General features: G+C 70.1%; 22 protein-coding genes. 4 read left to right on the top strand and 18 right to left on the bottom strand.

Going from position 1 to position 26,801, the window contains the following annotated elements:
* Positions 1–11 precede the first annotated feature (11 nt).
* The 11 genes from pstA to mshD all read right to left on the bottom strand — a co-directional run bounded on the left by pstA (position 12) and on the right by mshD (position 11,923).
* The gene (gene pstA, locus ACZ7NC_RS35200; RefSeq protein ID WP_471494434.1) at positions 12–1,070 is read right to left on the bottom strand and encodes a phosphate ABC transporter permease PstA; all 1,059 of its coding nucleotides are present in this window, start codon (positions 1,068–1,070) and stop codon (positions 12–14) included.
* The gene (gene pstC, locus ACZ7NC_RS35205; protein WP_471494437.1) at positions 1,067–2,071 is read right to left on the bottom strand and encodes a phosphate ABC transporter permease subunit PstC; all 1,005 of its coding nucleotides are present in this window, start codon (positions 2,069–2,071) and stop codon (positions 1,067–1,069) included. Before pstC ends, pstA begins: the two co-directional genes overlap by 4 nt.
* A 104-nt stretch (positions 2,072–2,175) precedes the next feature.
* Complete coding sequence (gene pstS / locus ACZ7NC_RS35210) at positions 2,176–3,300, bottom strand: phosphate ABC transporter substrate-binding protein PstS (protein WP_471494439.1); 1,125 nt, start codon at positions 3,298–3,300, stop codon at positions 2,176–2,178.
* Positions 3,301–3,546: 246 nt separating this feature from the next.
* On the bottom strand, positions 3,547–3,969 hold the full coding sequence (locus ACZ7NC_RS35215; RefSeq protein ID WP_471494442.1) for an NUDIX hydrolase: 423 nt from the start codon (positions 3,967–3,969) through the stop codon (positions 3,547–3,549).
* Between the two features lie 16 nt (positions 3,970–3,985).
* The gene (locus ACZ7NC_RS35220; protein ID WP_471494444.1) at positions 3,986–5,143 is read right to left on the bottom strand and encodes a CHAD domain-containing protein; all 1,158 of its coding nucleotides are present in this window, start codon (positions 5,141–5,143) and stop codon (positions 3,986–3,988) included.
* The gene (locus ACZ7NC_RS35225) at positions 5,124–7,361 is read right to left on the bottom strand and encodes an RNA degradosome polyphosphate kinase (RefSeq protein WP_471494447.1); all 2,238 of its coding nucleotides are present in this window, start codon (positions 7,359–7,361) and stop codon (positions 5,124–5,126) included. The genes ACZ7NC_RS35220 and ACZ7NC_RS35225 overlap by 20 nt, the downstream gene beginning before the upstream one ends.
* A gap of 336 nt (positions 7,362–7,697) precedes the next feature.
* Positions 7,698–8,618, bottom strand: a complete 921-nt coding sequence (locus ACZ7NC_RS35230; RefSeq protein WP_471494449.1) for a hypothetical protein — start codon at positions 8,616–8,618, stop codon at positions 7,698–7,700.
* Entirely contained in the window at positions 8,615–9,613 is a 999-nt protein-coding gene (locus tag ACZ7NC_RS35235; RefSeq protein ID WP_471494451.1) for an ABC transporter permease, read from the bottom strand. Before ACZ7NC_RS35235 ends, ACZ7NC_RS35230 begins: the two co-directional genes overlap by 4 nt.
* Positions 9,610–10,497 carry an ABC transporter ATP-binding protein gene (locus tag ACZ7NC_RS35240; RefSeq protein ID WP_471494453.1) on the bottom strand — a complete coding sequence of 296 codons (888 nt, stop codon included), beginning with the start codon at positions 10,495–10,497 and terminating at the stop codon, positions 9,610–9,612. The genes ACZ7NC_RS35235 and ACZ7NC_RS35240 overlap by 4 nt, the downstream gene beginning before the upstream one ends.
* A complete protein-coding gene (locus ACZ7NC_RS35245; protein WP_148000112.1) occupies positions 10,494–10,880 on the bottom strand; it encodes a GntR family transcriptional regulator in 387 nt (128 codons plus the stop codon). The genes ACZ7NC_RS35240 and ACZ7NC_RS35245 overlap by 4 nt, the downstream gene beginning before the upstream one ends.
* A gap of 116 nt (positions 10,881–10,996) precedes the next feature.
* Positions 10,997–11,923, bottom strand: a complete 927-nt coding sequence (gene mshD, locus ACZ7NC_RS35250; protein WP_471494456.1) for a mycothiol synthase — start codon at positions 11,921–11,923, stop codon at positions 10,997–10,999.
* A 145-nt stretch (positions 11,924–12,068) separates the two neighbouring features.
* Between mshD and ACZ7NC_RS35255 the strand changes: the two genes are divergently transcribed.
* The 4 genes from ACZ7NC_RS35255 to ACZ7NC_RS35270 all read left to right on the top strand — a co-directional run bounded on the left by ACZ7NC_RS35255 (position 12,069) and on the right by ACZ7NC_RS35270 (position 20,308).
* On the top strand, positions 12,069–13,892 hold the full coding sequence (locus tag ACZ7NC_RS35255) for a bifunctional metallophosphatase/5'-nucleotidase (protein ID WP_471494459.1): 1,824 nt from the start codon (positions 12,069–12,071) through the stop codon (positions 13,890–13,892).
* A 106-nt stretch (positions 13,893–13,998) separates the two neighbouring features.
* A complete protein-coding gene (locus tag ACZ7NC_RS35260) occupies positions 13,999–15,258 on the top strand; it encodes an LmeA family phospholipid-binding protein (RefSeq protein WP_471494462.1) in 1,260 nt (419 codons plus the stop codon).
* Between the two features lie 113 nt (positions 15,259–15,371).
* Positions 15,372–15,680: a trypco2 family protein gene (locus ACZ7NC_RS35265; protein ID WP_471494464.1), complete on the top strand. Its 309-nt coding sequence runs from the start codon at positions 15,372–15,374 to the stop codon at positions 15,678–15,680.
* A 26-nt stretch (positions 15,681–15,706) separates the two neighbouring features.
* On the top strand, positions 15,707–20,308 hold the full coding sequence (locus ACZ7NC_RS35270) for a trypsin-like peptidase domain-containing protein (protein ID WP_471494466.1): 4,602 nt from the start codon (positions 15,707–15,709) through the stop codon (positions 20,306–20,308).
* Between the two features lie 49 nt (positions 20,309–20,357).
* On the opposite strand, the gene ACZ7NC_RS35275 is transcribed toward ACZ7NC_RS35270, so the two are convergent.
* The 7 genes from ACZ7NC_RS35275 to ACZ7NC_RS35305 all read right to left on the bottom strand — a co-directional run bounded on the left by ACZ7NC_RS35275 (position 20,358) and on the right by ACZ7NC_RS35305 (position 26,755).
* A complete protein-coding gene (locus ACZ7NC_RS35275) occupies positions 20,358–21,125 on the bottom strand; it encodes a carbonic anhydrase (protein ID WP_471494468.1) in 768 nt (255 codons plus the stop codon).
* 265 nt (positions 21,126–21,390) lie between these two features.
* Positions 21,391–21,981 carry a TetR/AcrR family transcriptional regulator gene (locus ACZ7NC_RS35280; RefSeq protein ID WP_471494470.1) on the bottom strand — a complete coding sequence of 197 codons (591 nt, stop codon included), beginning with the start codon at positions 21,979–21,981 and terminating at the stop codon, positions 21,391–21,393.
* 95 nt (positions 21,982–22,076) lie between these two features.
* Positions 22,077–23,090, bottom strand: coding sequence for an NADP-dependent oxidoreductase (locus tag ACZ7NC_RS35285; RefSeq protein ID WP_471494472.1), 1,014 nt, complete (start codon positions 23,088–23,090; stop codon positions 22,077–22,079).
* Entirely contained in the window at positions 23,087–23,383 is a 297-nt protein-coding gene (locus ACZ7NC_RS35290; RefSeq protein ID WP_471494474.1) for an alpha/beta hydrolase fold domain-containing protein, read from the bottom strand. Before ACZ7NC_RS35290 ends, ACZ7NC_RS35285 begins: the two co-directional genes overlap by 4 nt.
* A gap of 19 nt (positions 23,384–23,402) precedes the next feature.
* Positions 23,403–24,218, bottom strand: coding sequence for an oxidoreductase (locus ACZ7NC_RS35295; RefSeq protein WP_471494476.1), 816 nt, complete (start codon positions 24,216–24,218; stop codon positions 23,403–23,405).
* Positions 24,219–24,515: 297 nt separating this feature from the next.
* Positions 24,516–26,021, bottom strand: coding sequence for a HAMP domain-containing sensor histidine kinase (locus tag ACZ7NC_RS35300; protein WP_471494479.1), 1,506 nt, complete (start codon positions 26,019–26,021; stop codon positions 24,516–24,518).
* The gene (locus ACZ7NC_RS35305; protein ID WP_471494481.1) at positions 26,018–26,755 is read right to left on the bottom strand and encodes a response regulator transcription factor; all 738 of its coding nucleotides are present in this window, start codon (positions 26,753–26,755) and stop codon (positions 26,018–26,020) included. Before ACZ7NC_RS35305 ends, ACZ7NC_RS35300 begins: the two co-directional genes overlap by 4 nt.
* Positions 26,756–26,801 lie beyond the last annotated feature (46 nt).

The raw sequence follows: 26,801 nt of genomic DNA on the forward strand, positions 1-26,801 counted from the left end.
CAATGGCCGCGTCAGCGGCCCGTCTTCGGGGCCTTCCAGCGGGCGATGCCGCGGGCCACCAGGTTGAGGATCATCACGAACGCGATCAGCGTCAGCGACGCCGCCCACGCACGGTCGTAAGCCGCGACCTCGCCCGATCCGTACTGCTGGTAGATGTACAGAGGGAGCGACGCCTGCGCGCCTTCGAAGGGGTTGGAGTTGATGAACTTGCTGCCGAACACCAGCAGCAGCACGGGCGCGGTCTCACCGGCGATACGGGCGATGGACAGCATGATGCCGGTGATGATGCCACCGAGCGAGGTCGGCAGGACCACCTTCACGATGGTGCGCCACTTGGGCACGCCGAGCGCCAGCGAGGCCTCGCGCAGCTCGTTCGGGACGAGCTTGAGCATCTCCTCCGTGGAACGGACGACGACCGGCATCATCAGGATCGCGAGAGCGAGCGAGCCGGCGAAGCCGAAGGGCTCCATCTCGAACATCAGCATGATGCTGAGGATGAACAGGCCGGCGACGATCGACGGGATGCCGGTCATGACGTCGACGAAGAAGGTGACGGCCCGAGCGAGGTTGCCGCGCCCGTACTCCACCAGGTAGATCGCGGTGAGCACGCCGATCGGCGCGGCGATCAGCGTGGCGAGGCCGACCTGCTCCAGCGTGCCGAGAATGGCGTGGTAGATGCCGCCGCCCGGCTCCGAGTCGGCGATCACACCCATCGAGTGGCTCAGGAAGTAGCCGTCGAGGACCTTCGTGCCGCGTTGGACGGTCGACCACACCAGCGAGGCCAGCGGCACCACGGCGAGCAGGAACGCGACCCACACCAGCGAGGTGACCACGCGGTCCTTGGCCTGGCGGCGGTTCTCGACCCGGGCCGCGATGACGTATGTACCGAGGATGTGGAGGATCGCGGCGATCAGCGCCCACTGGATGTTGCTGTGCAGGCCGGCGGCGGCGCTGATGCCGACGCCGAGGGCGACGGATCCGGCGGCGATGGCCCACGGGGCCCACTTGGGCAGCCGGCCGCCGCGCAGGGTGCTGGGGCGCTTGTTGGCGAGGGAGGGTGCGGTGCTCATGCGTTGGCCCCCGAGTACTCCTTGCGGCGGGCGATGATCGCGCGGGCCGCGCCGTTGACCAGCAGGGTGATGACGAACAGGACCAGACCCGACGCGATCAGCGCGTCACGGCCGAACTCGGTGGCCTCGCTGAACTTGCTGGCGATGTTCTGGGCGAAGGTACCGCCGCCCGGGTCGAGCAGGCTGGCGTGGATCAAGAAGTCGGGGGAGAGCACGGTGGCGACGGCCATCGTCTCGCCGAGGGCGCGGCCGAGGCCGAGCATCGAGGCGGAGATCACGCCGGAGCGGCCGAAGGGGAGGACCGACATGCGGATCACTTCCCAGCGGGTGGCGCCGAGGGCCAGGGCGGCCTCCTCGTGCGTCTGCGGAACCTGGCGGAAGACCTCACGGCTCACGTTGGTGATGATCGGCAGGATCATGATCGCGAGCAGGATGCCCACGGTGAGCATGGAGCGCGCGGCGCCGCCCTGCCAGGAGAAGATGCCGGTCCAGCCGAGGTAGTCGTTCAGCCAGCCGAACAGGCCGCCCAGGTGCGGTACGAGGATCAGGGCGCCCCACAGGCCGTAGACGATGGACGGCACGGCGGCGAGCAGGTCGATCACATAGGCGATGGGGCCGCTCAGCCGGCGCGGGGCGTAGTGAGTGAGGAACAGCGCGATGGCGACCGCGACCGGGACCGCGATGACCATGGCGATGATCGAGGAGACGATCGTGCCGTAGGCCAGGACCGCGATGCCGAAGTCCGGCGGGGTGGCACCGGTGTTCCACTCGAAGGTGGTCAGGAAGTTGCTGTTGTCCTTGCTGATGGCGAGCACGGCGCGGTAGGTGAGAAAGCCCGCGATCGCGGCCATGATCACCAGCAGCAGAATGCCCGACCCACGAGAGAGACCGAGGAAGATCCGGTCTCCGGGCCGGGTGGCACCACGGGCCGCGCGCTTCTGCTCGGCCGTGGACGGCTGGGGGGTGGGGGGAGGTGCGTCAGCTATCTGTGTTGTGTCCATCGGGATCTCCGGTCTGCGGAGCCGAACGCGTTGTGCGGCTCCTGGCGGCGGTGCACCGGACGGTGCGGTCCGGTCCCGCAGGGGAACCGGACCGCACACTCAGGTCAGCTCAGGCTCTCGACGGTGGTCCGAACCTTGGCGATGATGTCTTCGGGCATGGGCGCGTAGTCGTTCTCGGCGAGGACCTTCTGGCCGTCCTCGGAGGCCGCGTAGCGCAGGAACGCCTTGACGGCGGGCAGGGTGTCGCTCTTGTTGCCCTTGTCGCAGACGATCTCGTACGTCACCAGGATCATCGGGTAGGCGGACTCGGCCTTGGTCGCGTAGTTCAGCTCCAGGGCGAGGTCCTTGCCGGTGCCGACGACCTTGGCGTCCGCGATGGCCTTGGTGGCGTTGTCGACGGACGCCTCGACCGGCTTGCCGGCGCCGGTGTCGAGGGCGACGGTCTTGATGCCGTCCTTGGCGTACGACAGCTCGAAGTAGCCGATCGCGCCCGCGGTCTGCTTGACCTGCGCGGCGACGCCGGAGGACTGCGGAGCGGACTGGCCGCCCTTGGCCTGCCAGGCCTTGCCGCCCTCGTACGGGAAGTCGCTCTTGGCGGTGGCGATCAGGTACTTGGTGAAGTTGTCCGTGGTGCCGGACTCGTCCGAGCGGTGGAACGCCTGGATCTTGAGGTTGGGCAGCTTCGCGTCGGGGTTCAGCTTCGCGATCGCCGGGTCGTTCCAGTTCTTGATCTGGTCGTTGTAGATCTTGGCGATCGTCGGGGCGTCGAGGACGAGGTTGTCCACGCCCGGGACGTTGTAGCCCAGAGCGATCGGGCCGCCGACCATCGGCAGGTCGATGCCCTGGCCGCCGGAGCAGATCTTCTTGGAGGCCTCGACCTCTTCGGGCTTCAGCGCCGAGTCCGAACCGGCCCACGGGACCTGGCCCTGCGTGAACGCGGTGACACCGGCACCGGAACCGCCGGCCTTGTAGTTGATCTCAACCTTGCAGGCGGCCGAGAACTGCTTGACCCAAGCGTCGACCGCGTTCTTCTGCGCGGAGGAGCCGTCGGCGAGTACCTGGCCGGAGGCGTCGTCGCACTTGATGTTGCTGGCATCGGCGCTCGCCGAGGCGTCGCCGCCATTGCCGTTGCCGGTTTCATCGGAGCCGCACGCCGTGAGGGCCAGGGCGCCGGAGACGGCGAGGGCGCCGAGAGCGAGGACGCGCCGGTTCTTGCGCTGAAGCTTCACTTGAGGGAGTTCCTTCCAGGAGCCGCCGTCCTGAAAATCGGCGGCGTGCGAAGAATGGGCGATGCGGACGCGTCCACCGAGGTGCGGCCCGTCATCTTGCACGGCCGAAATTAGGCAGAAGAGGTGAAGGCGCCGAAGGCCGTAAATGAACGAGGGGTGAACCCCTGGGGACGGTGCGGTGAGGTAACGGAACGCTCACGTTGAGGACACGGGTGTATTCCGAGGCTTTGTCAGAGTTGGTTCGGACTATGCCAGCCGGAGCGACTCCAGCAGGGCGTCCACAAGCGACCGATCCCTCGGTTGGGTCAGACGGGCCCGGGCGGCCGCCGGGGGCAGCCACAGCAGCCGGTCCACCTCGTCGTTCGGGGCGAAGGAGCCGGGGCCCGCCTCGGCCGCCCAGTAGCGGACCTCCTTGGGCCGGTCGTTCGCGAGATACCGCATCGTCGGCAGCTGGGCACCCGGCTCCGCGGAGTGTCCCGTCTCCTCCGCCACCTCGCGCAGCGCGCCGGCGAGGGGGGCCTCGCCGCGCTTCAGCTTGCCCTTGGGGTGGGACCAGTCGTCGTACTTCGGTCGGTGCACGAGGCATATCTCCAGCTCACCGTCTACCGGCGAACGGCGCCACAGGACGCAGCCGGCCGCCTGCACGGTGAGGTTCTCCGAGTGAGTCACCGGGGGTACGCCTCCTTCAGCGGGTACCTACCGTCTGCATCTGCCAGGACTGCTGGAACGCGAACCGCGCCGCCTCCACCTCGTGCCGCTGGTCGGCGTGCAGCACGCCCAGGGCGTACGCCGTCGCCGGGGCGATCCGCGGGGTGCGGGCCGCCTGGGCCGCGGCGGCCGCCGCCTCGGAGGCGTCGCGGTGCCGGTTGAGGGACTGGCCGGCCGTGAGCAGCCGTACGTCCATCGGAGGGTTGTCGCTGTGGAGGACCTCACGGGCGTAGCGGTGCAGGCGCAGCAGCAGGCGGACCTGGTGCCAGGGTGCGTCCTGCGGATGCGGGGCCGGGTCCGGGGACAGGCCGTGGATCAGGGCCTCGGCGTTGTACGGGCTGCCCGCGGTCACCAGCGGGAGCGCCGTCACCGCGTCGGTGAGCCGCTCCTCGGCGGCGGCCGCGAGGGGGCGCAGGTCGGCGGTCGCCGCGGCCGGGGTGAGGGGGACCTCGCTGGCCAGTAAGGCGATGTTGTCGGCGACGGCGTGGAAGCGGCTGCTGCCGAGGGCCTGGAGGGCCGTCGAGTGAGCCCGGGTCCGGGCCAGGGTCAGCTGGCGTTCGAGGAGGGCGCCCGCTTTGGCCGCGCCGACGGTGAGGTTGCCGCGTTCCGACGTGGCCGCCGGGTGGGCCTGGGGGCCGGTGTCGGCGGCCGCCGCCCCGGCGGCACGGCTGCCATCGGTACGCCCGCTCGCGGCCATGTCGGCGGACATGCCGGTCACACCCGGCTGCGTGGGCAGCACCGTCGCCCCCGACAGCCGGTGCAGCGCCAGCAGCAGGCGTTCCAGGCGGCCCGCGTAGGCGTGTTCCATCGCGAGCGTGCCGGAGAGCCAAGCCAGTTCGGGGCGGATGGCCTCGGACCAGTCGGCCTCCAGCAGCGGACGGAACGTATGCAGGCTGGCGCTGATACGGCGGGCCGAGCGGCGTAGCGCCCGTGCCGCGTCGACGGACTCCTCCGAGCCGTTGTCCCCCGCGCGCGACTTCGTCCGGGCGGGGGTACCCGCGTCGCCGCCGGTCTCCCGGTGCAGGCGCAGGGCGCGGAGGAACTCCGTGGCCTGGGCGCGCAGGTAGCCCGCGAGGGCGTCCCCTGACACGACCTGGGCCGTGGGGTCCGTCGGATCAAGGTGTTGCTGTGCCACGCCGGCGCCTCCGGGCGTCTATGAGCATCTCCTGGACGTTGCGCAGGGGCTGGCCATCCGCGTCCGTCGCGTGCCGGGTCCACTCGCCGTCCGGGCCCAGGTGCCAGGAGGCGGTGGTGTCCGACATACCGGTCTCCAGGAGCCGGTTCAGCGCGGCGCGGTGGGCCGGGTCGGTGACCCTGACCAGGGCCTCGATACGGCGGTCGAGGTTGCGGTGCATCATGTCGGCGCTGCCGATCCACACCTCGGGCTCGCCGCCGTTGCCGAAGCCGAAGACCCTGGAGTGTTCGAGGAAGCGGCCGAGGACCGAGCGGACGCGGATGTTCTCCGACAGTCCGGTCACGCCCGGGCGGATCGCGCAGATGCCGCGGACCCAGATGTCGACCGGTACGCCCGCCTGGGACGCGGCGTAGCAGGCGTCGATGATCGCCTCGTCGACTATGGAGTTGACCTTTATGCGGACATGGGCGGGACGTCCGGCACGGTGATGCTGGACCTCCTTGTTGATCCGCGAGATCAGACCGTCGCGCAGGGACTTGGGGGCCACGAGCAGACGGCGGTACGTCTCCCGGCGCGAGTAGCCGGACAGCCGGTTGAACAGGTCGGACAGGTCGGCGCCGACCTGCGGGTCGGCCGTCAGCAGGCCCAGGTCCTCGTAGAGCCGTGCCGTCTTCGGGTGGTAGTTGCCGGTGCCGACATGGCTGTAGCGCCGTAGCGTCTCGCCCTCCTGGCGGACCACCAGCGACAGCTTGCAGTGCGTCTTCAGGCCGACGAGGCCGTACACCACATGGCAGCCGGCCTCCTCCAGCTTGCGCGCCCACTTGATGTTGGCGTGCTCGTCGAAGCGGGCCTTGATCTCGACCAGCACGAGGACCTGCTTGCCGGCCTCGGCGGCGTCGATGAGCGCGTTGACTATGGGGGAGTCGCCGGAGGTGCGGTACAGGGTCTGCTTGATCGCGAGGACGTCCGGGTCGTCGGCCGCCTGCTCCAGGAAGGCCTGCACGGAGGTGGAGAACGAGTCGTACGGGTGGTGCAGCAGCACGTCCCGGTTGCGCAGCGCGGCGAAGATGTCCGGCGCGGACGCCGACTCGACCTCGGCGAGATCGCGATGGGTGCCCGCGACGAACTTCGGGTACTTCAGCTCGGGCCGGTCGATGGAGGCGATACGGAAGAGACCGGTGAGGTCCAGGGGGCCGGTCAGCGGGTAGACCTCGGCCTCACTGATCTTCAGCTCACGCACCAGCAGGTCCAGGACCTCCTGGTTGATGTTCTCCTCGACCTCCAGGCGCACCGGCGGTCCGAAGCGGCGCCGCATGAGCTCCTTCTCCAGGGCCTGGAGAAGGTTCTCCGCGTCGTCCTCCTCGACCTCCAGGTCCTCGTTGCGGGTGACCCGGAAGGCGTGGTGCTCCAGGACCTCCATGCCCGGGAACAGCTCCTCCAGGTGCGCGCCGATGACGTCCTCGATCGGGACGAACCGGCCGGGGGAGGCCTCCAGGAAGCGGGAGAGCAGCGGCGGCACCTTCACCCGGGCGAAGTGCGGCGTGCCGGTGACGGGGTTGCGTACGCGCACGGCCAGGTTCAGGGACAGGCCGGAGATGTACGGGAACGGGTGCGCAGGGTCGACCGCCAGCGGGGTCAGGACCGGGAAGATCTGGTGCCGGAAGAGCGTGAAGAGGCGGGCCTGCTCCTTCTCCTGGAGTTCGTTCCAGCGGACCAGGTGGATGCCCTCCTCCGCGAGGGAGGGGGCGACGTCCTCGTGGTAGCAGGCGGCGTGCCGGGCCATCAGCTCGCGGGAGCGGGCCCAGATCATCTCCAGGACCTCGCGGGGCTGGAGGCCGGACGCGGACCGGGTGGCGACACCGGTCGCGATACGGCGCTTCAGTCCGGCCACCCGGACCATGAAGAACTCGTCCAGGTTGCTCGCGAAGATCGCCAGGAAGTTCGCCCGCTCCAGGAGCGGGGTGTTCGGGTCCTCGGCGAGTTCGAGGACCCGCTCGTTGAACGCGAGCCAGCTGCGCTCCCGGTCCAGGAAGCGGCCCTGGGGCAGCTGGACGCCGTCGATCTCGGAGACCTCGTACGCGTCGAGGTCGGCGTCGATGTCCGGTTCCAGTTCGGAGACCACCGCCGAGTTGACCGTGTGCGGGCGGTGCGCCGCAATGGAGCCCACGGAGGGCTGCGCGTGCTGGACCGATGCCTGGGCGTTCGTGGACTGGCTCATATGCCCATTGTTCCGCGCGTCGCGGTTTATGGGCGCGTCGGAGCGCGCAGGTGGGAGCGTGGCGGGGAGGCGTCGGGCGTCCCCGTTCCTCGCGCTCCCCTCCAGGGGCTGCGAAGGCTCTGGCACGGCGGCGGTCATTGGCCGAGCCTCGCAAGTCCGTCTGAACCAATGGTTACGGAGACATGGCGTGTGGGATAGCGGGGGGCGGCTCGCGGACGTCTACGTGTCCGTACATCTGTCCATCACCGGTCCAGCATCGGTCCAGCACCGGTCCAGAGAGCACGTCCCTCCCTCCCCTCCCCTCCCCTCCCCCGCGGAGGGACGTGCGGTCGGTTCTCAGGGGGTGCGGCGGCGGAGCACAGCGAAGGCGGTGAGTGTCGCGGCGGCGGCCAGGGCGAGAAGGAGGCCGGTTTCGACGGACTGGAGCGGCCAGAAGTGCGACGGGGGGTGGTACGTCACGCTGATGTGCCGGACGCCGTCCGTGGTCGAGGTGTGCCGGTCCGCGACGAAGGCCGAGCGGGGCAGCTCCAGGGCGCCGGTCGCGTTGCGGGTGGCCTTGGGCCAGAGGTCCTCGCGGAGGCGTTCCAGCGCGTTGTAGAGGACGAGCGACGCCGCGAAGGCCACCCCGGCGGCGGGCAGGGCCCGGCGCAGCAGCAGCCCGGCGAGCGCGCCGAGCGCGAGGCCCGCCAAGGGGTACGCGACGGCGGTCGGGCCGGTGGCGATGAAGACGTCCGGGTAGTACCAGTCCCCGACCAGGTTGGGATCGTCGTTCTGCCGCGCCCAGAGGCTCACCAGCGCGACCGTGCCTGTCCCGGCGGCGAGCAGCACGGCCGGGACGGCGAGCTTGGCGGTCAGCCACTTGGCCGGCGTGACCGACTGGCTCCACGCCAGCTGTGCGGTGCCGCTCTCCAGCTCGCGTCCGACGAGCGCGCCGCCCGCCCAGGCGGCCACCGGGAAGATCGCGTACGACAGGGCCGCGGCGATCAGCGCGAGGGAGGCGCGGTAGGTGTCGTCGGCGGTGATCGCCTCGACCGAGGCGCAGGAGGGCAGGCCGTCGGCGGCGGCCGGCTCGGCGCACGCGCTCATGCCCCGGCGAGCCGTGTCGCCGATGGCGTACGTCCAGATCAGCACGGCCGTCGCGGCCGTCAGGGCCAGCCCCCAGAAGACCAGTGCTGTGCGGTGCACCCGCAGGACGGTCCAGGTCAGGCCGCGGGGGCCGCGGGCCGCCCGGCGCGTGGTGGGCAGGGCGATGGTCATACGGCGGCGCCGGTACGGCGGTTCAGCAGCCGGAAGGCGACCACCACCGCCAGGGCCGCCACCGCGAGGACGATGCCCGTCTCCACCAGCTGAAGGGGCCAGAAGTGGGAGGAGGGGTGGTAGTCGCGGTAGAAGCCGGCGATGTCGTGCTCGGCGAGGCACTTGGCGTCGTCGACGCAGATGGGGTCCGGGATGCGGGCGCCGGTGGAGGTGAGCGCGCCCTCGCCGAGGACCATGCCGATGTACTCGGGGTACCCGTGCTTGTTCGTGAGCGTCTCCACCGGCCACAGGTGCGGGCGCAGGCTGACGAGCGTGGACGTGAGCACCGCCGTGCCGACGACCGCGGTGGCGAGCGCGGGAAGGGCGCGGCGGTGAAGCAGGCCGGCGAGGACGCCGACGGTGAGGCCGAGCAGGGCGTAGGCGGTGGCGAGGGTGCCGTTGGCCTCGAAGGTGGCGTCCTGGTACCAGTCCCGCGAGCCCATCGCCAGGCGCAGCGAACCGTCCGACCACATCAGGCGGTGCAGCAGTGTGAGCGCCAGCGTGCCGGTGGCCAGCAGGGCGGCCGGCACCGCGAGCTTGGCGGCCAGCCAGCGGGCCGGGGTGACGGACTGCGTCCACGCCAACTGGGCCGTGCCGTTCTCCAGTTCGCGCCCGATCAGCGACGCGCCCGCCCAGGCCGCGGCGAGGAAGGGGACGAGGCCGAGCACTCCGGCGCCGAGGGCGCTCGCGGTGTCGTACCGGGTGTAGGCGGAGCCGATGTCGTCGCAGCCCAGGATCGGCTGCCCCGAGTCGCAGCCCATCCTCCGGAACTCGGCCCAGGCGGCGTCCGCGCCCGGACCGTACGCCCACAGCAGCGCTCCCGCGCCGAAGGCCGCCAGCAGCACCCAGAACCACAGCGCCGAGCGGTGCACCCGCAGCATCGTCCAGAGCAGTCCGCGCGGGCCCCGGGAGGACGCGGCTGCGGTGGACGTCTCGATGGTCGTCACGGCGGTCATACGGCGGCCTCCCGCGCGTCGTCGAGGCGGAGGGCCGGGGCCTGCGGGGCGCGCAGATGCGCCAGGACCAGCTCCTCCAGGGTCGGGGTGGTGGTCTGCCAGGCGTCGTCGAGGGGACCGTCCGGCCGTACGAGGGCGGTGAGTTGACGGCCCGTGGTGCGGGACTCGATCACGGTGTGCGGGTCCAGCGACGTGTCGGCCCGGCCGGTGACGAGCCGGTGTGCGGCGAGCACGTCGTCCAGCGGTCCGGCGAGACGGACGCGGCCGGCGCCGAGCAGCAGGAGGTGGTCGCAGGCGCCCTCCAGTTCGGCCACGACGTGCGAGGACATGACAACCGTGGTGCCGTGCTCGGCCGCGTCGGCCATGAGCGCCGCCATCAGCTGGTGCCGGGCCAGTGGGTCGAGGTCGGCCATCGGCTCGTCCAGCAGCAGCAGTTCGGGGCGCTTGCCGAGGGCGAGGGCGAGCGCGACGCGGGTGCGCTGGCCGCCGGAGAGTGTGCGGATCTTCGCGTCCGGGTCGAGTTCGCCCTCGTCCACGATCCGCTCGGCGACTCGGTCGTCCCACCGGCCGGGGTTCAGCTCGCGGCCGAAGCGCAGGGTGTCGGCGACGGTGAGATGGGGGTGCAGGGGCTTGTCCTGGGCGACGTACGCGAGCCGCTCGCGCACCGCCGCCGGGGCCTGACCGAGGACGGTGATCGTGCCGTCGGTCGGGCGCAGCAGCCCGGCGGCGAGGGAGAGCAGGGTGGACTTGCCGGCGCCGTTCGGACCGACGACGGCGCACACGCTGCCCGCCGGCAGCCGGAAGGCGCACCCGTCCAGTGCCGCCTTGCGCCGTCGCCCGAACGTCCTGCCCAGCGCGGCCGCCTCCATGGCGGTCTCGGTCATGACTCGTCCCCCTTGAAGTGCGTGTCCAGTACGGAAGTGAAGAGAGCGTCCACGTCGTCGCGGTCCAGCCCGGCCTCGCGGGCCCGTGCGGCCCACGCGTCCAGTTCGGCGCGCAGCGGCGAGTCGGCCGGCGCGGTGTTCAGCCCGCGCCGCACGAACGTGCCCAGCCCCCGCCGTGCCTCGACCAGTCCTTCGCGTTCCAGTTCGCGGTAGGCCTTGAGCACGGTGTTGGGGTTGATGGCGGTCGCCTCGACGACCTCGCGGGCCGTCGGCAGCTTGTCGCCCGGTTCCAGCAGGCCCAGGCGCAGGGCCTGTTTGGTCTGCTGGACGATCTGCACGTAGGTGGCGACGCCGGAGCGCCGGTCGATGCGGTACTCGACCATCCGTTGCACCACCCTTTCACTAATTGAGTAGTGAAAGGGTGGTGCAAGAGAAGGGGCGGCGTCAAGGTCACCGCCCCTTAAGGGAGTTATTTCAGGTTTTGAGTCGGGCTTCCGGGTCAGGTTTCCGTGCGGTACATCAGGTCCGTCTCGTACGTGGTGAACCCGAGCCGTTCGTACACCGACACCGCCGCCTTGTTGTCCGCGTCGACATAGAGCATCGCCGTCGGCAGCCCCTGTGCCGCCAGATGCCGCAGCCCGATCGTCGTCAGGGCCTTGCCCAGGCCGCCGCCCTGCGCGCCCGGTCGCACGCCGAGGACGTACACCTCGCCGAGCCCCTGCTCGGCGTGGACCTTCGTCCAGTGGAAGCCGATGAGTTCGCCGTCCCGCTCGGCGAGGAAGAACCCGGCCGGGTCGAACCACGGCTCGGCCATGCGGTCGTCGAGGTCGCGCTGGGTGAGGGAGCCCTGCTCGGGGTGGTGGGCGAAGGCGGCGGCGTTCACCGCGAGCCAGGCCGTGTCGTCCTGTCCCGGCACGAAGTTGCGGACCGTGACGCCCTCGGGGAGCACCGGGTCCGGCAGGTTCAGATCCGCCAGCGGGCGGCGCATCTGGCGCAGTTCGCGGAACAGGGTGAGGCCGAGGACCTGCGACAGATGGCGGGCGGCGGAGTGGCCGCCGTGGGCCCACACCCGCAGCCGCTTGCCGGACGCGCCGAGCAGGGCCGAGCCCAGCGCGCGGCCGTGGCCGTGGCCGCGGTGCGAGGGGTGGACGACGAGTTCGGCGGCCGGGGCCTCGACCGGGTCGGTGTCCTCCAGCTGGGCGTAGCCGACGAGTTCGCCGGCGACAGTGAGCAGCAGATGCGAGACGCCCTCGCGCTCTCCCCCGCGCAGTTGCAGCCGCCCCTGCTCGGACACCGCCTGCTGCCCGTCGTTCCGGGCGGCCTCCGCCAGCAGCTCCAGTACGGCCTCGGTCAGCTCGGGGGAGAGCGCGGAGTAGGTCTCGATGGAACGGGCGGGGAGGGAGCGTGCGGTGTCGTCGCTGGTCATGCGTACGAGGGTAAGGGGCGGTTCGGACAAAGTCCTGGCACAGAAGCAATCAAGGTGTAACCAGGAACCCCCTGTCGCGCTACGCGCGTTGACTCTAGGCTGCCGCCGGACAGGGGCATGTCACTTACGACTCACAGGGGGGCGGATGTCAGCCACATCCCACCAGCAGCACCGCAGACGCCGTACGTACGCACTGGTCGCGGGTGCCGCCGCGCTCGCCACCGCGGGCGCGCTGGCCGCGGCGCTGCCCGCGACGGCATCGGCGACGGCGTCGGCGGGGGAGAGCTCCCAGACGTACGGCGGTCACCAGTTCAGCCGCTACCAGGACGTCCAGCTGCTGTCCTTCAACGACCTGCACGGCAACCTTGAGCCGCCGGCGGGCTCCTCCGGCCGGGTCACCGAGCTCCAGCCGGACGGCACGACGAAGACCATCGACGCGGGCGGCGTGGAGTACCTGGCCACCCATCTGCGCCAGGCCCGCGAGGGCAAGAAGTACTCCATCACCGCGGCCGGCGGCGACATGGTCGGCGCCTCCCCGCTGATCTCGGGCCTCTTCCACGACGAGCCCACCATCGAGGCGCTGAACAAGCTCGACCTGGACGTCACCTCGGTCGGCAACCACGAGTTCGACGAGGGCGCCAGGGAACTGGCCCGCCTCCAGAACGGCGGCTGCCACCCCACCGCCGGCTGCTACACGGACGAGGAGTTCCAGGGCGCCGACTTCCCCTACCTCGCCGCGAACGTCCTCGACGAGAAGACCGGCAGGCCGATCCTCAAGCCCTACTGGGTGTGGAAGAAGAAGGACGTCAAGGTCGGCTTCATCGGCGTGACCCTGGAGGACACCCCCGGTGTCGTCTCCGCCGAGGGCGTCAAGGGCCTGAAGTTCAAGGACGAGGTCGAGACGATCAACAAGTACGCGCGCGTGCTCCAGGCACAGGGCGTGAAGTCGATCGTCGCCCTGATCCACGAGGGCGGGGCCCCGGCGTCCGGCGCGTACAACTACGACTGCGACTCCGCCGGCGCGGGCAATGGCATCTCCGGCCCGATCGTCGACATCGCCAAGAACATCACGCCGTCGGTGGACGCGCTGGTGACGGGTCACACGCACGCGGCGTACGTCTGCACGATCCCCGACCCGTCGGGCAAGCCCCGCATGGTCACCTCGGCCGCCTCCTTCGGCCGCCTCTACACCGACACCACGCTGACGTACGACCGCTTCACCGGCGACATCGCCCGTACGGCCGTGAAGTCCGCGAACCACGTGGTCACCCGGGACGTCCCCAAGGCGCCCGACATGACCGAGCTGATCAGCAGGTGGAACACCCTCGCGGCGCCCATCGGAAACCGTTCGATCGGCTACATATCCGCCGACATCGCCAACAGCGGCACCGAGTCCCCGCTCGGCGACCTGATCGCCGACGCGCAGCTGGCGTACGGCAAGGAGCTGGACCCGGAGACGGACCTGGCGCTGATGAACCCCGGCGGCATCCGGGCGCCGCTGACCTTCGCCGCCAAGGGCGCTGAGGGCGACGGCGTGGTGACGTACGCCGAGGGCTTCACGGTGCAGCCGTTCTCCAACACCCTGAACCTCCAGGACCTCACCGGCGCGCAGCTGATCCAGGTGCTGAAGGAGCAGGTGAGCGGCACGAACGCGGCCTCGCCGAAGGTCCTTCAGATCTCCTCGGGCCTGACGTACACCCTGGACCTGACGAAGTCGGGCGCGGACCGTGTGGTGACGGACTCGATCAAGCTGAACGGCGCGGCCATCGACCCGACGGCCACCTACCGCGTCGCGATGAACAACTTCCTCGCGGGCGGCGGCGACGGCTTCCCGACGCTGGGCCAGGGCACGAACGACCTCGTGGGCACGGACGACCTGACGGTGCTGGAGAAGTACCTGACGGCCAACTCCTCGGCCACGAACCCGATCGCGCCGCCGGCGGCGAACCGGATCACCGTCGTGAAGTGAAGCGGTGAGGTAGTTCAACGCGGTAGTTCGTGAACTGACGTGAACTAGATCGCAAACCCCCGGTAGAGGTTGCGGGTGGGGGGCGTGCGCATGGTCGGATGGGCCGATGCGTTCCCCCCACCACATAACGGCGCATCCCTATACAAACCCCTACGAGGAACTCGGCAGTCTGGACCACAGTCCGCTGGATGAATTCCTGGTCGAGGACACAGAGGACAGGCAGGACAGGCAGGACAGGCAGAACGGGCAGGACGGGCAGGACGAGCGGGAAGAGGCGGAGGCCCGGGACGATCCCTGGGCCCCGCCCAACCACCGCCGCAGCGGCCGGCGCAAGCGGCGCGGCCGGCTGGCGGGCCTGCCGTTCGCGATGAAGGCCGTGGTCGGCCTGCTCGTCCTCGCCGCCTTCCTCAGCCTCGCCGACCGCTGGGCCCTCCTCTATGCCGAACGCAGAGCGGCGGCCACCCTCAAGACCCGTCTGAACCTCGCGGCGGCGCCCGAGGTGGAGATCGGCGGCTTCCCCTTCCTCACCCAACTCGCCGACGAGCGGCTGGACTCGGTCAAGGTGACCGTCCCCGACGTGGCCGCCGACCGGGTCTCGCTGGCCCAGGTGACGGCGACGGCGACAGACGTACGGCTGGACACCGACGGCCCCGCCTCGGTGCGCGGCGCCGACGTCCCCCATCTGGAGGGCGACGTCCTGCTCTCCTTCGCCGACCTCAACCGTGAACTCGGCGCATCCCAGGTGACGTTCACCGGAGAGGGCCGTGACCGCGTCCGGGCGCGCGGCACCCTGCCGGTCGCCGGGCACGACCTCCGGCTGCGTGCCGAGGCCCGCATCCTGCGCGACGGCGATCGCGGCATCGCCACCCACATCGGCGGAATGCGCCTGGACATAGGGGACCTGGCCACGTACCGCCCCGGGGCCCGCGCGGCTCAGGGCCTGCACCTGAGCCGGGCGTCGGCGGCCCGGCTCGCACACGAGACCCGCAAGGCGAAGGCACTGCTGTCCATCCCGTCGGTGGTACGACGCCTGGGAGTGCCCGACTCCCTCGTCCGCGAGGCGCTGCGCAACGAGTCCAAGCTCACCGACCTGATCGGCACCCCCCGATTCGTCCGCCAGGCCATGCGCCTGAACCTCATCGACCTGGCCCTCGACCACCCTCAGCTCCTGGCCCTGCTGGGCTTCGACCCCGCCCTCCTCGACGCCCTGCCCCGCCTCACCCGCCCGGTCCTCGTCGACCAACTCTCCCTGGCCTTCCACCTGCCCGAGCCACCGAGCGGACAGCTGCGGTTGCGGGATGTGCGGGTGGAGAAGGACGGGATCAGGGTGCGGTTGGAGGGGGCGGGGTTGGCGGTGGGGCACTGAGCGGCCCCAACTGCCCTTGCCAGGAAGCCAAGCCCACTGTCATACCGTGCACTTACGATGCGTTGCAGCAAGTGAACGCGTGCCTGGGCAACGGCCCGGAGGGGGAGGCGACCATGGAGATCAGACTCGCGGACGCGCTGAAAGCGTTGCGGGACGAGCTGGCCGAGGCCACGCTCCAAGCGCAGGGCCAGCCGGTCAGGCTGCATGTTGACAACGTCAATCTGGATCTTCAGGTGATGGTCACCCATGCCAGGGAGAGCGGCGGTGGTGTGAAGTTCTGGGTGCTGTCGGCGGATGGAAAGGCGTCCGGGAGCACGGCCACCACCCATACCGTGTCGCTCCAGCTGAAGGCGGAGACGCCCAACGGCGGCCGGGTTCTCACCGGTACGGACGGGGCTGACCCCGTAGCCATGCCGGACTGAGTCCCGAGGGCTGACGAGTGTCAGGCATGACGGGTGGGTACGAGCGCGTCGCGCAGGTCGTCGGTACGGGAGGAGACGGGCCGCCGCGGCTGATGGGGTCCGGTTTCCTGCTGGTCGGCGATCTGGCGATCACCGCCGCACACGGGGTACGGGACGAATCCAGACGCTATGAGATACGGACCGCGGCGTCGGCCGGCCGTGCCGCGGTCCGGCGAGTGGTTGCGCACGCCGGTCGTGACCTCGCCCTGCTGGTGCTGGACGCGGAGCGGAATTTGCTGCCACCGGTCCGGTTCGCCGGCCTGCCGTGCGACATCGGCCAGATCGAGGTGCACGCGGTCGGCTTCCCCCGGTTCACGCTGGAGGACCAGCCGCGCAGCCATCAGATGAACGCAACCATCCAGCTCGGGTCGGACCGCACCGACCATCAGATTCAGTTGGCCGTCCGCACCAGTGATCCGTGGCCGTCGACCGCTGTTGAATCGCCATGGGCGGGATACTCCGGAGCCGGCATCCTCACCGTGCGGGAGGGGCTGCTGGCCGGGGTCGTCACCAGCCATCGCCCCGCTGGTGACCGCAGGGTTCTGACCGGAACCGACCTGGGTGACCTGCGGGATCCCGAGTTCCTGAGGGTCCTCGCCGAGCACGGTGTCGAGACGTGGCCGCTCCCGGCCAGGCAGGTCAGCGTCCCTGCCACTTCGCTCCCGCACTGGCTGCCACCCGGTGTCCGCGCGCTGCTGGACCGTCAGCGGGCAGAGGCGGATGAGCTTCCGTACCGCTTCCGGCAGGACCGCCGTCCGCGTCGGCTGACCGCTGTGTACGTCCGCCAGATGCTGAGCCGTCCGGAGGAGAAGGAGGCGGAAGGCTCCGCGGGGCAGGAGAACGCGGAGTACGGGCCAGGTGCCGGAGGTACGCCGACGGCCGGATCGCCGCGGCGGCTGGAGGACGTGCTGGCAGAGGTCATGGGCGGTGGCCCCGCCGGGCATCTGCTCGTCGAGGCCGGGCCCGGCGTCGGGAAGTCCACACTGCTGAACAGCTGCGCCCTGGACATGGGTGGTGCGGTCCTCGCGGCTCCGAGCGCGTCCGGCGGTCTCGTCCCTCTGCTGGTCAACGCCTCGCGGCTGGCCGGGGCCGAACACTCGCTGGAGAGCGCCGTCGCGCGGGCAACCGGCCTCGACACCGGGGATGGCAAACTGCCATGGCTGCCGTCCGGAGCCCGTTGGCTGGTCCTGGTCGACGCGTTGGACGAGGTGCACCACGACCAACGCGGCCGGTTCATCCGTCGCCTCGCCGACCAGGCCGGGAGCGATGCGCCCAGCGAGCTGTGCATGCTTGTCACCACCCGCCAGGATCCTGAAGCCAGGGGGGAGCTGAAGAAGGCCGGTTTCCATGCCTACACCCTGGATCCCTTCACCCGGCCGCGGCTGGAGGAGTTCGCCCACACGTGGTTCAAGGACTCCGGCCGCCCGGAGCTGACCAAGGACTTCCTCCAACAGCTCGACGAGGGCGGACTGAGCGACCTGCTGCGCAATCCGCTGTTGGCGACCGTCACCGCCATCGTCTTCGAGAACGCGCCCGGGACTCCACTGCCGGACAACCGCTGGGCACTGTACGAGCAGTTCCGGATGCAGTTGCTGGTTGCCAAGCGCGATCGGGCAGAGGACGGGTGGCGGCGACTGATGGCGCGGGCCGACGGTGTGCCGCGCGCCCGTAGCGCCGTGGTCTGGCTGAGGGAGCAGCTCGAGGAACTGATGCTCCATCTGGCCCACGCCCGGGTCGCCGGCGGCGCACAGGACCTACCGCGGACCGCGCTGCGCTGGTGGGAGGAGCACGCGACGGATGAGCGGGGCCGGCGATACGGCGCGGCCCCGCCTCTGGACGGTTGGCCCAACGCCGTCATGGACGCGCTGCTGGCAACGGGGCTGCTGGTTCGGGACGGCAGCGGCGTGGAGTTCCTGCACACGACATTCGCCGAGCATCTGGCGGCGGAATTGCTCGCCAGGGGTCTTCCGGAGGCCTTCGATCTCCGGGACGAGAGATTGCGTACGAGCCTGCTGGCAGCCTCGGGCCACACCGGCCATCCGCTCAGCGAACTCCACCGTGACGCACTCGTCCACTACTGCCACCGTCACCGGAGCAGCGGACGACGGTTGCTGGAATGGCTGTTGGCGGACGCGCACGGAAGCCATGAGCTGGCCGGCGCACTGCTGGCGGGGCGATGCCCGGCCGAGGACAGCCACTATCAGCGATTTCTGGAGATCGCCGAGGCCGGCTCCGACCCCGCCGTCTGGCTGACGCTGTCCCGCATTCGGCACCCCGCGGTCCAGGCGTACCTCCATGACCAAGCGCATTGCGCCGGTGCGTCGTACCGGTTGAAGGCTGCCGAAGCCCTGATGGCCCACGCTCCAGCGGATGCCGCGCGGGCCCTTGTGCAGATCTCCGCAATGCCGAACGCGGACATGTTCCACCTGCGGCGTGCGGCAGGCGTCCTGGTCGAGGGCCATCCCGAGCACGAGGAGGAGGCCGCAACGGTTCTCCGTACCGTCCTGGCCAACCGGCGAGCCGACGATCACGATCGGGAGGCAGCTGCCCGGGCCCTCGCCGAACTCGGCGACGACCATGCCGCTCAGGCCGCACGGATCCTCGCCCGGATCGCCGAAGACCCCCTGCTGAGCGGGGGTCGCCGCCTGTCCGCCGCGATTGTGTTGGCGCAACTGGGCGAGGAGCACCGCCCGGTCGCGGTTCAGGTCATTCGGGACCTGATGACCGACCCCCTGAACACTCGGTATTTCCGCCGGGGCGTGGCGATCATCCTTTCCAGAGTCGATGAGGCGTACGCCGAGGAAGCCGCGCGGATACTCCAGGACATCGCCGCCGACCCGGACGCCGATCTTTACGGGGAACGGATACGGTCCGCCATGGAGCTGACCCACTTCGCTCCCGAGTACCGGGAACACGCGGCCTGCGCCTGCAGGGCGATCATGGACGACGTCGCTGTGGATGCCGACCACCGCCTCTACGTCGGGCAGTATCTGGTGCGGCTGGGTGGCGCGTACGCGGAGGAGGCACGTCATCGGGCGCAGCGCATCCTGGAAGCGCGCCACATCAGCAAACGGGCCCGCAGGGCGGCGCAGCAATTCATTGCCAACGTGCCCAAGGACACGCTGGAGGAACAGCTGACGGCTTTGCGGCGCATCTTGGACCACCGCCGGGCCCACCCGTCACTGCGCCTGCACACCGCCACCCGCATGGCGAAGGCCGGAAGCGGTGTCGCCGACGAGGTGGCGCGTGCGCTGTACGGCGTGCTCGTCGACCGGTCCAGCAGTGCCAATGTGCGGGCAGGTGCTGCGACGGCGCTGCGCAGGCTCGGCGCGCCGGAAGTGGAGACGGCCGCCCGGAAGATCCGATCCCGGCTCTTGGACACCGGAATGCCGCGCAAGGATCGCCTCGTCGCGGCACAGGCATTGCTCGCGATCCAGGTGCCTCTGCCGGTGAACGATCCGGCGTTGTGGCAGGAACTGGTGGCGGGCCGTGACGTCGACCCGGGTGACGCGAACAATGCGGTGGAGGCCCTGCGCAGAACCCGTGGTGGTCGGATCGAGGAGACGGCAGCCGCCCTGCGCCGCCGATTGAGTGATCCACGACTGGGCGGCGAACAACGGGAGTTGGTCGCGCAGCGCTTCCACTCGCTCGGCGAACCTTGGCTGGACCTGATCGTGGCAGGGCTGCGGGCCGACCTCGACGGACCTGGCAGCGACCGCAAGCGTCGACGGACCGCCGCACGAGCGTTGCTGGCCCTCGGTGGCACGCATGTGCCCACGGATCCGGCGGTCCTGTTCGCCCTCGTCACCGATCGTCGGGCCAGTGACAGCGAAAGGCTGCTGGCCGCTCGCGCCTTGCTCTGTGTCGACGGCGGACGGGCCCGAGAGGTGGCTCGCGCCGTCGGCGCGATAGCCGCTCGGCGCAGTTCCGGTGAGATGGACTGGAACACAAGTGGGAACAGGAGTCTCGCCGTAGACATCCTGGTCAGCCTGGGCGAGCCGTATACCGATGGCAGCGCACGAACCATCCGCCAAGTGGCCCGGCGGCCGTGGACCCGTGCTCGCGACGGTATCGCGCTGTCCGAGCTCTTGATCACGCTGGGAGCGAAGCATGAGCCCGCCGCGGCCAGGATCCTGAAGCGTCTCATCAGACGGCGCTCAGCATCGCGCGAGGACCGGGTGCGCGCGGCGAATGAACTGATCGGCCTCGGCGGCAGATACGTCGACGATGCGGTGGAGGCTTTCAAAGCATTCGCCCATGGTTGGCTGTTCGTCCATGGCGACCGCCGCGACCTGGCCCACCTCATGGCCACGGCCGGCGGCAGGTACCGGACGTCGGCCGCCGAGATTCTGGCCGGCCTCATCACCAGTCCATGGACGACAGCCGAGGATCGCCGCCGGGACGTCAAGGCCTTGGTCGCCCTCGGCTCGGAGTTCCGGCCGGAGGCCATGCGCCTGCTTCGTGCCGTGATCGATGGAGACGGCTACGGCCCCGAAGCCGAGCAGGGCGCCGAGAAACTGCTGACCTGGCTGACTTCGGATGCGCGCGTAGTTCTTGACGGGGGCGACCCTGTGGAAACTCGCGGGTAGTTCCTCTCCAATTCTCAGGGCCTTTATAGATGCCTCGGTTGCTGCTACGTCAGGCCAGGCGGTGGACGAGCTGGGTGGTGAGTTCGTAGCGGGCGCCGACTATGGCCAGTTCGCCGCTGGTCACCTTCGCGGCGAGGTCCGGTTCGGCGGCGAGAGCGGTGCGGACGGACCGTACGTTGGCGTCGATGGTCGAGTCGACGCGGGCGTCGCCCTCCTTCGTGCGGTCTATGTTCGGGGCTATCCGGTCGGCGATGTACTGGATGTGCGCCGGCAACCGCTCGCCGCTCTCGTCCGCCGCGACGGCGGCCTTCACGGCACCGCACGACTGGTGCCCGAGCACCAGCACCAGCGGGATGTCCAGTTCGAGCACGCCGTAGGCGACGCTGCCGAGTACGGCCTCGTCCAGGACCTCTCCGGCGGAGCGCACGGTCATCAGGTCACCAAGGCCCTGGTCGAAGACCAGCTCCGGCGGCACCCGGGAGTCGATGCAGCCGAGGACGAGGGCGAAGGGGTGCTGACCCGACGTCAGGCTCTGGCGCACGGCGGGCGATTCGTCCGGGTGCCGCTCGCGGAAGGTGCGCCAGCGCCGGTTGCCCGCGGCCAGCTCGCGCAGGGCTTCCTCGGGGGTGCCGGGCCGGTGCCGGGTGGTCGTGGGGGTGGCGGAGGCGGGGGCCGTGCCGAGGGCGGCGGTGGCCCCCAGTGCCGCGGCCCCGGTCAGCCCGGCCCGCAGGAGTGCGCGGCGGGCGGGAGAGGGGAGGGCGACACGCTTGAGTGCGGATGCGGTCGGCTGGGCGCCGACGGCTCTGTCTGAGTTCACGGGACGGAACGTACGCTCGAAGGACAGGACAAACGTTCGCGTTACTGAATCATGGCCGATCGCGGGGAACTCATGATCGAGCGTTGGTCAGCTCTTGGTGTTCTCCCGCGCCCGCCCGCTGACCGCGATACGGAGGACGTCCGCGAGGCATTCTGTGGCCCGGGTACGTGCGATGCGCACCGCGCGTTCGCACGCCTTGGCGTCGGCCAGGATGGAGCGTGGTGTGGAGCGGCTCGTCGAGGCTGCCGGGTGGTGCTGCGGCGGGTCAGCGGGACTCCTGTACGCCGAGCAGAGTGAGGGCGTTGCGGATGCCCTCGTCGAGGAGTTCGTCGGAGAGTCGCCGGTCGGCCAGGGCGCGGGAGAGCTGCAGCGTTCCGACCATCATGGCGTAGACGCTGAGGGTCTTCGTGTGCACCGAGCGCGGATCGGCGGGCGCCAGGCGAGCGGCGATACCGTCGATGACGGCGAGCACGCCGTCGGTGTACGCCTGCTTGGTCTCGTCCGCGCAGCGCCCGATCTCATCGAGGAGTGCCGCGGAGGGGCAGCCGTCGTCGGGACTGTCTCGGTGCTGGGGCGACAGATACCGCCGTACGATCTGCTCGAGTCCGGCGATGCCGGGGGCCGCCTGCTCGATGACGTTCGCGTACTGGGCGCTCAACTGGTCCGCGACCGCGGTGGCCACGAGGTCGTCCTTGGATGCGAAGTGGGCGTAGAAGGCGCCGTTGGTCAGTCCGGCGTCCGCCATCAGCGTCGAGATGCCCGAGCCGTCGATACCGTCCCGCTTGAACCGGCGGCCGGCGGTCTCGATGATCCGCTGCCTCGTCGCCTGCTTGTGCTCTTTCCCGTAACGCGCCACGCGCTCGCTCCTTTGTGCGCCGGATGATGGGTCACCTGCCCTCCGGCGGCTTCGCTCATCGTATTGGATTGCGAACGTACTCCAATGGTGTGGGTTCAGTCGTTGTCGGGCGCCATCGAGATCACGACCTTTCCGGCCGTGGTACGGCCCTGCTCGACGTACGCCATCGCCTCGAGCGTCTGGTCGAAGGGGAACGTTCGGTCGATGACCGGGCGGAGCTGTCCGTTGTCGTACAGGGCGCCGAGTTCACGGAGCTGGGAGCCGCTGGCCTGCATGAAGAAGAACTGATAGCGCACGCCCAGGGCCTTGGCCTGCTTGCGCACCTTGCGACTGAGCGCGGTCATGACCACGCCGATGAACGAGGGGGCGTCGAGTTGCCTGGCGAACCCGACGTCCGGCGGGCCGACGACACCGATGGCCAGGCCGCCCGGCTTCAGCACTGTCAGCGACTTCTCGAGGTTCGCCCCGCCCAGGGAGTCCAGCACCAGGTCGTAGCCGGACAGCACCTGCGAGAAGTCCTCCTTGGTGTAGTCGACGACGATGTCGGCGCCGAGGCTCCTGACCAACTCCTCGGTGCGGCTGTTCGTGGTCGTCGCCACCGTGGCACCGAGGTGCTTGGCGAGCTGGATGACCGTCGATCCGAGGCCACCGGCACCGGCGTGGACGAGAACCTTCTGACCCGGCTTCACCTGGGCACGGTCGACGAGGATCTGCCGGGCGGCCAAGGCCACCAGCGGTACCGCGGCCGCCTCGCGGAGGGTGAGTGACTCCGGCTTGGGTGAGACGTCGTCCTGGTCGATCGCAATGAACTCGGCGAAGCCTCCGATCCGCAGGTCGCGGGGACGTGCGTAGACCTCGTCGCCGACGGCCACGTCGCGCACGGCGGACCCGACCTGCGTCACGACGCCGGCGACGTCGTGGCCGAGCACGAAGGGCAGCTTGTACTTCAGGAGTCGTTTGAACTCCCCGTTGCGGACCATTTTGTCCAGCGGGTTGATGCTGGCGGCGCTCACTCGGACCAGGACGTCGCTGTCCCCGACGGTGGGCTCGGGAACGTCTGCGGCGCGTACGCCGTCCTTGCCGTACTTCTCGACGATGAATGCCTTCATGGCAGCCGTCCTTTGCGTGATCTTCTCGGGATCTCGGCGTCGTCCATCTGCGCCGGGTGGGGGTGCTCGGGCGCCAGGCGGAAGCCCACGACGAGTGAGCGGGCTCCGGCCGCCTTGGCGATGTGGCCGGCGGCCTTGTGGTCCGATGGGATCGAGGCGGTGACCGATCCGCCGAAGTGGAAGTGGAGCAGCGCCCTGTCGGGGTCGGCGCCCTCGGGGATGGCCCACAGGGCGGGGACGCCGTCGACGTTCAGGAACTGCGCGAACTGCTGTGCTTCCGCACTGATTCCCATGGTGAGACCGGGTGCGACGTCAGCCGGGCATCCGGTTGAATCTGCGGATCTGCTTGTCGAAGATCCCGGCGGGGACGAGGCGTCGCGCGGTGGTGATGCGTGAGGCGAGCGGTCCGGCGGTGTAGCGCAGCTTCGGCTTCGGGGCGGTGGCTGCAGTGACGATCTCCTTGGCGACGACGGCGGGGTCGTCGCCGGCCTCCATCGCCGCGGCGACCACCTCGTCGAAGGCACGCCGCCGCTCCGCATACAGCGGCAGCGGCGTGTCGGGCTGCGCGGCATTGGCGTCGAAGGCGGTCCGGGTGTAGCCGGGCTCGACGAGCAGGACGCGGACGCCGTGCTCGCGGACCTCGTGGTCCAGGGACTCGGAGTAGCCCTCGACGGCGTGCTTCGCCGCGACGTAGAGGGCCATGTAGGGCTGCGGGATGACGCCGAGGACGGACGAGAGGTTGACGATGCGGCCACGGCCCTGGGCGCGCATGTGCGGCAGGACGGCCTTAGTCATGCGGACGAGGCCGAAGAAGTTGAGGTCGAAGAGGCGCTGGGCCTGGGCGACGGAGTTCTCCTCGGCGGCGCCGGCCGAGCCGAGACCGGCGTTGTTGACGAGGACGTCGATCCGACCGAACCGTTCGATCACTTCCCGTACGGCGGCGGTGACGGATTCGTCACTGGTCACGTCGAGGTCGAGGAAGGTCACACCGGCGGGCGGGGTGAGCCCCGAGGTGTTCCGCCCGGTTCCGATCACCTCGAACCCGGCTGCGACGAAGGCGCGAGCGGTTGCGTTGCCGATCCCCGATGACGCCCCCGTTACGAGTACTACCGGCCGATCTGTCGCCATCACAGACTCCCTAAGTCATTGAATTACGATCGTTTAACTTACGATCGTAAGGCTATAGCGGGGCGGTGCGGATGGCAAGGAGCGGCTCCGGCGATCTCCGGGAACCTGCGGCTTGGTGCGGGAGGGGAGAGCAGGGGGGGCGAGGGAGGCGGCAGGCCAGCGACCCCAAGGGGCCGTGCATCCTGTACTTCGACGACGGCTACGGGTGGCTGCTCTATAGCTTCAATCGGCGCTTCGAGAATCCGCAGATCCTGGTGTACGAGGTCTTCTGGCAGGAAGCCGACCCGCTTGAGCTCCCTACACCGCCTCCGGCGGCGGAGTAGGCGCCCCCGGCAGCCGTACCGTGGCCACCGTCCCGCCCCCCTCCGCGCGGGTCAGCGTCACCTGGCCGCCCGCCTGCTGCACCGTACGCGCCACGATCGACAGGCCCAGGCCCGATCCCGGCAACGCGCGTGCGCTCGGGGAGCGCCAGAAGCGGTCGAAGACGTGGGGGAGTTCGTCGGCGGGGATGCCGGGGCCGTGGTCGCGGACGGTCAGGACGCCGTTGTGCAGGGCGACCTCGATCGTGCCGGCCTCGGGGCTGAACTTCACGGCGTTGTCGAGGATGTTGACAACGGCGCGTTCGAGGGCCGCCGGTTCCGCCCGTACGTACCAGGGCTGGATGTCGGCGGTGATCGTCAGCTCCGGGCCGCGGAGCCGGGCGCGGCGCAGGGCGGACTCGACCGTGTCCGCCAGTGAGATGACCTGGACGCGCTCACCCCGCTGGCCCTCCGAGCGGGACAGCTCCTGCAAGTCGCCGATCAGGGCGCCCAGTTCGGTCATCTGCGCCTTGACGGAGGCGAGCAGGGCCTTGCGGTCCGCCTCGGGGATGGGGCGGCCGGTCTCCTCGCTGCGGGTGAGGAGTTCGATGTTGGTGCGGAGGGAGGTGAGGGGGGTGCGCAGTTCGTGGCCGGCGTCCGCGATGAGCTGCTGCTGGAGTTCGCGAGAGCTGGCCAACGCCGAGGTCATGGAGTTGAAGGAGCGGGAGAGGCGGGCGACCTCGTCCTCGGCTTCGTCCTCGACCGGGATGCGGATGTTCAGGTCCTCGGTGCGGGCGACGTGTTCCACGGCATCGGTGAGCTTGTCGACGGGGCGCAGCCCGGCACGGGCCACGGCGAGGCCGGCGGCGCCCGCACCGATCACTCCTACGCCGGAGACGAGGAGGAGGATGAGGGCGAGGTCGTTGAGGGTGGACTGGGTGTTCTTGAGAGGGACCGCGACGAGGAGCGCGGTGTCCGGGTAGAGCTGAGGGGGGCTCACCGGGCTCTGGCTGACGACCAGCGGCGCGGTGAACACGCGTACGGCGTTGCCGTCCGAGTCGGTGCCGTTGCGGATGACCCCGTCGAGAGCCCCGTCGAGGGCGTTTCCGCCGCTGCTGCTGTTCGCTTCCTTAATCACATCCTTGTCGGCGCTGGTGACCTTGACGGTGCCTGCCGAGGTGGAGGAGACGCAGGGCGTTCCGTCTGCCTTGACCAGTTGGATGTAGGTGCTCTGCGTCCGCAGGCCGTTGATGCCGGCCTGGTCGGTCTGGTTCGTCTGGACACTCTGGGGGCAGGCGTCGAGAAGGTCCACGACCTGGCTGTACCGCTGGGGCTGCGACATCTTCCTGAGGTCGGCGTTGAGCTGCTCGTACAGCTTCCCCTGCACGATGAACCAACAGGTAACCGAAACCGCCGCCACCGCGAACGCCACCGCCGCCGCCACCAGCAGCGCCAGCCGTGACCGAATGGGCAGCGACCGGAACCGGCGTAGTACCTTCCTCACTCCGCCCCGCCCTGTCGCAGCACATACCCCACGCCCCGCACCGTGTGCACGAGCCGCGGCTCGCCGCCGGCCTCGGTCTTGCGGCGCAGGTACATGACGTACACGTCCAGCGAGTTCGACGAGGGCTCGAAGTCGAAGCCCCACACGGCCTTCAGGATCTGCTCACGCGTCAGGACCTGGCGCGGATGCGCCATGAACATCTCCAGCAGCGTGAACTCGGTACGGGTCAGCTCCACCGGCCGCCCACCCCGCGTGACCTCCCGCGTCGCGAGGTCCATGCGCAGATCGGCGAAGGTCAGCGCCTCGTCCTCCTCCGCCGCGCCCGCGCCGGCCGCCGCCGCGTAGGAGCTGCGCCGCAGCAGCGCGCGGACCCGGGCGAAGAGTTCGTCCAGTTCGAAGGGTTTGACCAGGTAGTCGTCGGCGCCCGCGTCGAGGCCCGTCACGCGGTCGCCGACCGTGTCGCGGGCGGTCAGCATCAGGATCGGTGTCGTGTCGCCGGCGCCGCGGATGCGGCGGGCGGCGGTCAGGCCGTCCATACGCGGCATCTGGATGTCGAGGACCACCAGGTCGGGCCGGTAGGCGGTCGCCTTCTCCAGGGCGTCCGCGCCGTCGACCGCGACCTCGGTGTCGTACCCCTCGAAGGCGAGGCTGCGCTGAAGTGCTTCACGCACCGCCGGCTCGTCGTCGACGATCAGGATGCGCTGGGGGTCACGGTCGCCGTCGGCGGGGCTCATGGGCTCGGATCCTCGGGTGCGGTGGGAAAGGGGGCTGGCCGGGGGA

This window comes from Streptomyces sp. NPDC111802, assembly GCF_055634335.1.